Source organism: Microcoleus sp. M2_D5 (assembly GCF_036701935.1).
Taxonomy (GTDB): Bacteria; Cyanobacteriota; Cyanobacteriia; order Cyanobacteriales; family Microcoleaceae; genus Microcoleus.
The window spans coordinates 17,267-27,993 of sequence record NZ_JAUBRP010000081.1 but is presented as its reverse complement, the minus strand read 5'-3'; the positions used below and the strand labels follow the sequence as shown (position 1 = coordinate 27,993).

The 10,727-nt window shown below is 45.8% G+C and carries 4 protein-coding genes; 1 reads left to right on the top strand and 3 read right to left on the bottom strand.

Features of this window, described 5'->3' with window-relative positions:
- Positions 1 to 271: 271 nt before the first annotated feature.
- The 3 genes from QUA50_RS24905 to QUA50_RS24895 all read right to left on the bottom strand — a co-directional run bounded on the left by QUA50_RS24905 (position 272) and on the right by QUA50_RS24895 (position 7,488).
- Positions 272 to 3,739 (bottom strand): PAS domain S-box protein, encoded by a 3,468-nt coding sequence (locus QUA50_RS24905; RefSeq protein ID WP_333267813.1) that lies wholly within the window; start codon positions 3,737 to 3,739, stop codon positions 272 to 274.
- A 262-nt stretch (positions 3,740 to 4,001) separates the two neighbouring features.
- Complete coding sequence (locus tag QUA50_RS24900; RefSeq protein ID WP_333267811.1) at positions 4,002 to 5,924, bottom strand: response regulator; 1,923 nt, start codon at positions 5,922 to 5,924, stop codon at positions 4,002 to 4,004.
- A 277-nt stretch (positions 5,925 to 6,201) separates the two neighbouring features.
- Complete coding sequence (locus tag QUA50_RS24895; RefSeq protein ID WP_333267809.1) at positions 6,202 to 7,488, bottom strand: chemotaxis protein; 1,287 nt, start codon at positions 7,486 to 7,488, stop codon at positions 6,202 to 6,204.
- Positions 7,489 to 8,089: 601 nt separating this feature from the next.
- Between QUA50_RS24895 and QUA50_RS24890 the strand changes: the two genes are divergently transcribed.
- Positions 8,090 to 10,645, top strand: a complete 2,556-nt coding sequence (locus tag QUA50_RS24890) for an ATP-binding protein (RefSeq protein WP_333267808.1) — start codon at positions 8,090 to 8,092, stop codon at positions 10,643 to 10,645.
- Positions 10,646 to 10,727 lie beyond the last annotated feature (82 nt).

The following is a 10,727-nucleotide window of genomic DNA, read 5'->3' as shown; positions in this document are numbered from 1 at the left end:
CGAGCGTGTCTTCTCTGTTTGACCCTCCTGAGTGAGTGTCAGTAACATGATACCTCATCTTTTCGAGAAAGGCTATAGCAAAAGGAAGAAGCAATAAAATTAAGAGTTTCAGCACTTAAAAACGTCCTAATCGTCGGGCGCTGTTGATAGATTTTGCCGCTCACCTACTTAAGCCCTGAACATAAAAATCGACCTATCAGCCTCCCACAATCATCCTACCCGCGTGAGTTCCCAGGAACTTGAGCTTTCGCGAGATATTATCAAAGCAATCTCAAACCTCCAAACTTTTTCCCCCCTCGCCCTCCAACGGTGCAGGCACTGTGAAATAGAAACTGCAGCCTTGTGAGACAACACTTTCGACCCAAATTCTGCCGCCGTGCTGCTGTACTATGCTGCGACAGATAGCCAAACCCAAACCCGTACCTCCTTTTTGGCGGGAGTCAGAAGCATCGACTTGTTGAAACCGTCCAAAGATTGTTTCTAGTTTATCTGCCGGAATCCCCCGCCCTCGATCTTTGACTTCAAATAATACCCGTGAAGCGTAGCTATCCCGTAGGGAATCGCCCAAATCTTCCACCCTGAGAGTTACTGTACTTCCTGGAGCGGAGAATTTAATCGCATTGCTCAACAAATTTACCAGCAGTTGAACGATCCTGTCGGGGTCAGCCCAAATTTTTGCCGTTTCGGGCAAAATCGACAAATCAATGTTATTTTCCGCAGCCAAAGCAAGTACAGCTTCAGCAGACTTCCGCATCAAAACCTGGGCATCGCACCACTGCTTGACGAGGATAACTTGGCTCGAATCGAGCCGTTCTAAATCTAGAATATCGTTGACCAAACGCACTAACCGTTCGGTATCGCTCGAAGCGATTTCTAACATCTGTTTGGCAGTTTCCGGTTTATTTTTCAGTACCCCAGCCGCCAGCAAACCTAAAGAACCGCGAATCGAGGCAAGTGGCGTTCGCAGTTCGTGGCTGACAATCGAAATAAACTCATTTTTCATTTTTTCAATTGCCCGACTTTCTGTGATATCTGTGACTGTGCCCACGTGACCAATTAGTTGAGCTTTGTCGGAAAAAATCGGAGCTGTTTTAAGCCGACAAAACCGAATGGTTCCGTCTCGCTGGATGTGGCGGAATTCGCCGGAAAATTCCCCATCTAGCGATTGCGATTGGAACCACTTCGACAGAATTAGTTTGAGGTCTTCGCGGTGAACAAACCGCATCCAGCCGTTTCCTAAAGCTGCTGCAGGTGTGAAGCCACCAATTGCTTGACAGCGAGGATTTGTATAGGTACATTTCCCCTCTGTATCGATTTTGAAAATGCCCACGGGGGAACTCTCGCTCAGAGAGCGAAATAAAGCTTCGCTTTCCCGGAGTTCTGCTTGAGAGCTTTCTAGTTCTCTGGTTCGCTGCAAAACTCGCATTTCTAACCGTTCGTTGAGCTGTTGGAGGGTGGCTTCAGCAAGTTTGCGATCGCTAATATCCCGGTGCACTGATACCCAGTGGGTAAACTCACCATTTTTGTCCGCTATGGGCACAATGCTCATTTCTACCCAAAATTCCGTCCCGTCTTTGCGGTAATTGATCGAGTCAACCCGCACCGGCTGCCAGGTTTTCAAAGCTGTCCGAACTCGATGGAGACTGGCGCGGTCTGTTTTTTCTCCTTGCAAAATGCGCGGGGTTTTGCCCAAAACTTCTTCTAGCCCATAGCCGGTCATCCGCGTGAAAGCTGGGTTGACATAAAGAATTCGCGGCCCCGGTTCCTCAATCGGTTCAGCTTCGGTAATTAACACGGCGTCGTTAGTGGTGGTGACTGCTGATTCCAACAGCCGCAACTGTAATTCTCTAGCTTTGCGATCGGTAATTTCTGTAACTGTTCCCACCATCCGCACTGCATCGCCTGCTTCGTTGTAAAAAAACTTACCTTTGCCCTCAATCCAGTGAATGCTGCCGTCGGGCCAAACCACGCGGTATTCGTGACAGTAATCCGATCGCTGGGGCAGGGCTTGATTTACAGCATTCTGAATGCTGTTTAAATCTTCTGGGTGAACGCAAGCTACAAAACTTTGATAAGTTCCGGCAAAAGTTCCCGGTGCCAACCCAAACAACTCTTCGTGTTCCCTCGACCAAACAATGCGATTTCTTTGCATATCCCAGTCCCAAAATCCGATTTTGGTAGCCGACAAAGCTAAGCTGAGCTGCTGATTCATTTTCCGCAACTCAATGCTAGTAATAGCAACTCGAAGTTCTCGTGCTATTTCAATTTCGCACCGCTGCCAAGGCAAAGATTTTAACCTCACAGTTTCTTGCCACAAATCAAAGGAATTGCGAGGACAAATTAATCTACTACCATCCGGTTTAAGTTCAATTTTGTCCTCTGGTGGACCTGCCCAGTTGACAGTTTGAAGTGCTTCTGGACGGAACCACAAAATGTAATAATTTTGCATCTCAGACATGGCAAGCACCAGTAAACCGCTAGCAAATTCTTGAAATTTTTTGGCGGGCGGATACAGTTTTGAGAGAGAATCTGTATAAAAAACCTCATTATTTATTTGAGGTTTTATCCAAGCAATTAATTTTTCTATTTCTACCAATTCCGGGGTTTGCCCGATGGTTGTTAAATTTTCATTGGCACACACTACTCCACCAGTAGCGCCCACTAAGGCGAGCAATTCATCTCGGTATGTTAGTAAACCTTCTAGAAAGCAGTTTTTTTGAGAAATTTCCGTAATAAATTTTTGGCAAAGTGCTTTTAAATAAATTGCATATTCCCGGTCTTGGCTATCTTGTTTATAGCTGAGTTCTAAATTCACAAACTTGGCTAGCATTTCGCAAGCAGTTCTTGTTTCGTAGTTGACATACTTTCGTGTTGGATGGTGGCAGGCAATCAATCCCCAGAGTTTTTTATCTTTGATTAATGTCAGAGTCACGCTAGCAGCAACGTTCATATTTTTGAGATATTGAACGTGGCAAGGTGAAACTGTTCTCAACAAATATCCTCCCATATCTAAAGGGCTACCCGTCAGCGGATTGCAGTGAGGAATTAGTTCTACAGGCTGGCAGTTAATATCGGGAATAAACCGAATTAAATTCATGTTGAAGAGGTTTCTTGCTTGGGGGGGAATATCGGTAGCCGGATAGTGCAGTCCCAATAAAGGAGCCAAACTTTCTACTTTGTCTTCGGCGACAACTTCCCCCGCCCCGGTGGCGTCAAATTGATAGACGATCGCTCGATCGAAACCGATTATCCTCCGCACTTCTTCAACAGCCGTCTGACACAGCACTTGCAGGTTGGGTGTTTTGTGGATTTTGTCGATCGGCTCTTGGACTAAATTATAACAATTGAAACAATCGCTCGTTTTTGGAGAAACAACCGACTCTAGTTCAACAATTAATGCTGAATTTGATTGATGTAGCGTTCCCTCAAAAAAAGACTTGCGCTCTTGACTTTTGAAGGATAATCTGATAGCATTACGTTGGTCTTTTTCAAATAAACCTTTTTCAATAGCCTCAATTTCTTCAGTCTCGACAAATTCCTCTAAAAATTTATCCAAAAGTTGTTCGGGGTAAAGGCCCATCGCCTCAAAAGTATTGTTGCTAACTTGCAAAATTTTTAACGCCGGAGATTCCAGCACCAAAAGGATGCCGTGAGGTTGAATCGAACCCGGGGCGTAAATTAGTTCGCAGTCGCTGTTATTGAGAGTGCCTGTGTCTGAGGGCAATACCATCGCTTTCATCTGATTAATAATTCTCTAAATTAGCCTGTGTTCTCGCTCTGCAGGCAAGCATCAATCTACCGCACCCCGTCGGAATTACACACTCTAACAATCCCCAGTCTTGGCGAAGGCTTCCTGATTTGTTTCGGACACGCACTGCATATTTGCTCCTAGTTATACCAGTTTAAAAAAAGAATACAACTGTAGGTACGCGATCGAAACCCATATCTCCCCAGTCATTCCCACTTCTTGAAGTCTTTAATTTTTAAAATCTAAAATGGGATTAGCGCTGTGCCTGAGCCAGTCTGTTTCTGAGTTGAGTCCGCTCCAAACGATTCAGGAGGCGAGCAATTAATTCCGGTTTCACGATCGGCTTGTTAACGTAGTCGTCAGCACCTGCGACAAACATTTGGCGCACTATTTCCGATTCGGAATGAGCTGTCAAAAATAGCACGGGGAGCTTGCTCCAGCGCAAATCGTTGCGAACTGCCAAACACAGCTCGATACCGCTGTAACCGGGCATCTCCACATCTAAAATTAGCAAATCCGGACAAGTCGTTTCGAGTACCTCCCAGAACTTTTCAGGATCGTCCAATGTTGTTACTTGAAATCCCCAAGGTTGTAGAATCACTTGCAGTGCAGCCAATAGATGCACGTCATCGTCTACCACCATAACTTTAGCTTCAGCAGGGCCAGTCTGATCGAGTAGTTGGGCAACTGCTTTGAGTATATCTGCTGGGGGCATAGATTTGTGTAAAAAGCCCGAAGCTCCCAAACGAGCAACTTCTATTCGATCGCTCAATTGATTGTGCCCGCTAAAAACCATCACCGGAATTTCGGGCTTTTCACTGCGGAGTTCGGCTAAAAGAGAAAGCCCGTTTTCCTGAGATTTGGAAAATATCAAATCCAGCAAAATCGCGTCTGGAGGCTGTTGAGAAATCGCATTTCTTGCCGCTTGCGGAGAGTTGGCGACTTCTATCTGGAAGTCAGAACCGGATGCTACTGTTTTGAGTCGATCGCTTCCAAAAGTATCATCATCAACAACCAGCATTCGGCGCTTTTGGGAAACCGCAGGCACCAAATCGCCTTCTGGTTCGGGCGACGGGCGATCGAATATCTGTTTTAGCTGATGCAGAAATTCCTCAATTTGCAGGGCTGTCCCCGGTTTCAAGATGTTTTGAGCCTTGAACAAATGTTCTATCTGGCGCGCAACTTCCGAACCTTTCGGCAGCCCTAACGTTCCCAAAGAACCGACTAATTTGTGAGCTTGGGCTTGAGCTTCCTCGCGCACTGCGCCCTCCAAGCTTCCGCTTTTGAGTTGATCGATCGCGCGATCGAATATCGCCACCTTTTCTCTAAAATTAGCTTTTAAATTTCCCCGCATTTGGGCAATCGCATTCAAGACTTTGAGACGGCGCTCGTCTTTGTTTAATTCCTGGCTCGACCCGCTGGATGCAGTAGATAAAGTTTCTTGAGTTTTAGCAGTTTCTGTCGTTTCCTGCCCAACTTGTTGGCTCTCAATCTCCTCCGGCAGACTTTTGAGCCGATAGCCCAATCCGTACACTGTTTCCACTAAATCTACAGTCATCCCGGCTGCTTTCAGCTTCTGCCGCAGCCCCTTGATGTGAGCAGTAACGGCTTCTTCTTGAGGAAATTCGCCCGCCGACCAAATGCGATCGAGGATGGCGCTGCGACTGAAAATGCGCCGGGGATTTCTCAGGAAAAGTTCTAGCAAATTGTACTCTTTGGGAGTCAAGTGCAGCACTTTTTCGGCATAAGTTACTTCCGTAGTGTCCGGGTTGACTTGCAGTTTTTCCCAGGTCAAATTTGTACTCGACAAAGTTGCCTTACCCCGCCGCAGCAAAGCCCGAATTCGAGCGATTAATTCTTCGAGATTAAAGGGTTTGACCACATAATCGTCTGCACCCGCCTCTAAACCTTGGACTCGATCGTTGCTGCTATCTAGCGCTGTCAGCAGTAATATCGGCATTTGGCAGCCGGACGATCGCAATTTTCGACACAAACTAATGCCGTCGAGTTTAGGAATCAGCACATCCAAAACTATCAGGTCGTAATCGTATGCCTGCACCAAATGCAACGCTGTTTCACCGTCGGCTGCCGCATTCACATTGTAATTGTGAGAGTTCAGCGCTTGAGTCAGCAAACTGACTGTAACTGTGTCATCTTCTACCAGCAGGATTTTCATAAACGTCACCTGTCCTTCCAACTCTTCGTGGAATTTTTTAGAGGTTTTTGGGGCTAATTCAATAGCCTTTTTACAACTGAATTTGAAAATTCCTCACCTTCAGTATAACAAATATAGCCTTTCTCAGTAACATCAGGTACTCTCGGAGCTAAGGCATTGGGCATTGGGCATACCTCACCACGCTTGAGAACTGCTATGGTATTCTTGAAATAGAATGATTGTAAATTTTTTTATTTGTTTTCCTCTACAAATATTTCATTAGATTCCGGCTGAAATTTTAGGGCTTTTTGGACTTCAACGCCTGCTGAATCTTTTGAATCAAATATTGCGAGGAATCTTGATTTTTAACTAAGTCTTCCAACTCGGACACAGCGACCTCGGTGTGTTCTATCTCTCGAACTAAAGAATCAGCGGTAACACTTTTTATTACTCCCAAAGGTTCTTGGATAGCTGTCAACGAATTAAATTGTTTTTCCGCGATTAATTCTTCTAACTCTAACAGAGCCATTTCGGCGCGATCGATTTTGATAGTCACGGATTTAGCCACATTAGCACCCGCTCTTGCTGCCTCCGTGAGTTCGTGAACTCGAAGTTTAAATCGGCTGGCAATTTGCTCCATTTGAGTCCCCAATTCAAAAGTTTTACTTGCCAGTCTGCCAATTTCTAGACTCACTTTGCTCAGGCCGCTAGGCTGACTTCCCATTTGATTGGTAACTACAGCTACCTGTACTGCTAAATGCCTGACTTGTTCGATCGCCTCCCGGATGGTTCGGGAAGTGCGGTTAACCGTTTCTAAATCATTAGCTATGGCTTTGCCCACGCCCAAAATTTTATCTGTATTGTTGCAAATAGAATTAGCACCTTGAAAAGTAGCTTGAAATGCTTGGCGACCTTCTGAAGAAATCAGTTTGGCAATCCTCACAAATCGCTGATTCATTTGAGCAATTTCTTCAGCTTGTTTGACCAGCGCCGCTTGATTAAAATTAGGATTAGCCTGGGTCTTTTCTGCTTGACGCTGGTAGCTTTTTAAAAGTTCATTACATTCATTAACTTTCGCTCTTTCTTGTTGAATTAGCGCCAAATATTTGTGTCTTTCTAGTCGGTATTTTTGAATAGCTTTGTTGGCTTGTGCTAAAATTTTTGACTGGGCGATCACCAGAGTATGAATGTTCAAAAGGCGGTGGGTGTGGTCTTCCATTACCACAATTATTGGTTCATAAATCAAGTCTCTATGCCTGTTGAAAGACGCTTGGACAGCATCGTCAACTTTCCAGTTTTCCGAAAGCAGCAAAGGCGGAATTCTAATGAAATCTAACAAGGCTCGAATCGGGTGTGACCCGTAAAGTTCTACGCGATCGGGAAAACTCATTTGCTCTCGAAATTTGACGCGCGAAATCATGCCCAATACCTGTGATTCATGAGTAATAATGACTCCCGGCAGGTCTGGTTCTTGCTCAAATCTTTCAGCCACTACCTGTCCTAGAGTTGCAGCGCTCACTTGGAAGTCGTGACACGGCAGATGTCCGATCGTGAAATCGGGGGTGAGTTGAGTTGGATTGCTCATTTACCCGGATAGTGTTAAGTACAAGTTAACAAATTATATATTAATATTATACTGGAATAAGATTGTTGAAAGTAGTCAACGACCCAGCACGGAAGTGACTGGGCTTCGCGCCTAAAACTTCATTTTCTGTTGACCAGCCTGACAGTAATGACACTAAGCGGATACGTAGCTAGTCCTCTGTTCTGTCGTTAAGGGTTAAACATTTTTATTTGGGTTAAGGACGTGCCATTAGCCGAATCAGCTCAGAAAACAAAGGCGCGTGCTAACTTCACCCCAGCAATGGGAGTGGAATTGCTTAGTTTCCCTCAACAACCCGGTTCACAAACACAACCAGAGGCGATCGATTATACAGCCGTATCCCTTCCCCCTGTTTCCTCCTACCGCTTTCGCGCTCGTAAAACGCTGAAGTGGGGGTCACTCGCCCAGAAGAAAGATGACAACTATAGGGAGAAATTAACTCTCTGGCTCCGGGGCCTTCTATTACTTAGTTTCTGACTACTGTCATCTCAAGTCTGTTGGATCTGCCACGCCAGTTGTCCCACGGGTTCCGTCCTCACAACAGGGGCATTCATATTTTGTTCTTTAACTGTCAGCCGGGAAAATGTCTACAGTGAAACCAAAAACCTTAAATCGGACTTTGCCACTAGCAACCTTTGAGGCTGCTTACCAGTTGTTACAGCAAATGGCTGAAATCCCAGGGGCGATTTGGCTCACCGACGATGCGATCGCTGATTGTCAAGATCTGGAAAATTCGTCGGAAAGGTTTGCAGCAGTAGTATCAGAGCATTTTAGCGCGCTGCTGCGGGGCAATCTATTAGATGAGTTCGCAACAAACGGACACAAGCACAGCGAAAAAAATCTCTATTCGCAATTGAATGTGCAGTTGACTTTCGACCCCGGGGCGATCGCCAATTTCCTGTCTCCCCTCGCAGACAAACTCGCAGAAATAAAGCCCGCACCCTCGTGGCAAATTGACATTCGCGCCATCAAACAAGCAATTAAAAATATACAGCCCAACTCGGCCGTTATTCAAAGCGAATTCACCCTAAATTTGCTGGCTCTTCTAGCTGCTAATGCCAGCCAAAATAATCACCTGCCCCTACACAGCAAAACAGAAAGAGAGGGAAAATCAGCGGCGAAAATTATAGCTCCAGAAACGCTGCAGAGCCAGATTGCAGAAGCCGTCAATCAATTACAAATTGCCAGTCCCTGCATTTCATTTTGTCAGCCAGTAGAAGATGCTTTGCAGCAGCAGCTAGAACAAGAGCGGCTTTTGAATCAGGTGACAACTCAAATACGCCAGACTTTGGAATTGCCTGTAATTTTGTCAAAAGCAGTCGAGCAAGTGCGAGAGTTTTTGGAGGTCGATCGCCTGTTAATTTATCAATTTGAAAAAGTGCCAGCGCCGCACAAAGCAGAGTTAGCTAAAGAAATTCCTGCGGCAGTTTCTGGGTGTGGCGAAATCCCAGAAAATTCCGGGTCTTACTTGTATTTAGGTCGCGTTACCTACGAAGCTTTAGCCAATGATGGTATCTCGTCTGTACTAAATTTTAGTGAAGACGCGCAGTGTTTTACCAATGGAGTCATTGACCGAGAGAAATATCGCAAAGGTTTGGCTTTGTGCGTCGCGGATGTGGAAACAACTTACTCTTCGCAGCCTTGTTTTTTAGAGTTGATGCGGCGGGCAAAGGTGCGGGCAAAGTTGCTAGTGCCGATCGTAGTTCAAGACGACTTGTGGGGGCTGCTAATTGCCCACCAGTGTACTTTTCGCGAGTGGGAAGAAAGCAAAAAAACATTTTTGCGGCAAATAGCAGAACATTTGGCGATCGCGATTTACCAAGCCGAACTTTATGCACAAGTCCAGCAGCAAAAGCGCACCTCAGAACAGCGCGTAATAGAGCGCACGCGAGAACTGCGCGATGCACTGGTCGCCGCCCAGTCTGCCAGCCTCGCCAAGAGCGAATTTTTGGCAGCTATGAGCCACGAATTGCGGACTCCTCTCACCTGCGTCATCGGCATTTCTGACACGCTGCTGCGGTGGTCTTACGGCAAAGTTGGCAGCAAAGAAGTGCCGATACAAAAGCAGCGGCAGTACCTGCAAACTATCCGAGACAGCGGCGACCACTTATTAGAATTAATTAACGATATTTTAGATTTATCGCAAGTAGAAGCGGGAAAAGCAATATTAAAAATTAGTGAATTTTCACTTTCTAAATTAGCTTCTCAGAGCCTGCACGCCCTCAAAGAAAAAGCTGCGGCTAAAGGCGTGGAACTGCTGCAAGAACAGCGGATAAAACAAGAGTGCGATCGCTTCATCGCTGACCCGCGCCGCTTGAGACAAATTCTCTTCAATCTTTTAGGAAATGCGATTAAATTTACTCCCGAAGGCGGGCGAGTCATCCTGCGAGTTTGGGTGACAGAAGATAAAAATCGAACGCCGGCAGTGCGGCATCCCGGTACTGCACCTGCTGGCAGTACCGCTGTTTTTCAAATCAAAGATACCGGCATTGGAATTCCCGAAAATCAGCGATCGCTTTTGTTTCAAAAATTCCAGCAGTTGGATACCCCCTACCGCCGAGAATACGGGGGTACCGGTCTGGGATTGGCTTTAACTAAACAGTTAGTAGAGCTTCACGGCGGCGCGATCGAAGTCAACTCTACAGTTGATGTCGGCTCTACTTTTACCGTTTTTATACCCATCCAAACTCAAAGCAAAGATGAATCCACAAAATTCACCTATGAAAAATCTAATTCATCTTTACCGCTGCATTATTCCTTGCGGGGCAGCCTCGTACTCGTGGAAGAAGATGAAGAAACTGCCATGCTGATTTGCGATATCCTGACAGCAGCAGGACTGCAAGTGGTGTGGATGATTGAAGGTTCAGCGGCGGTGGAACAAATTGAACTTTTGCAGCCGAATGCTGTGATTGTCGATATGCGTTTGCCCGGTATGAATGGCTGCGAAATAATTCACCAACTGCGCCAAAAACCCGCTACTGAAAATATCAAGATTCTGGCTTTAAGCGCTAATGAAATTCCGCCAGCTCAGATATCTTTCGTGACGGCGGGAGCTAACGATTGTTTGGCTAAACCGATTCACCCCGAGCAATTGCTGGACAAAATTATTTCTTTAATGGCTGGGATTGGTAATGGGTAATACAATTTTAGATTTTAGATTTTAGATTTTAGATTGGGGAATTACCACGAATTTCAAAGGTGGTACCCGCCACGTGATTTAT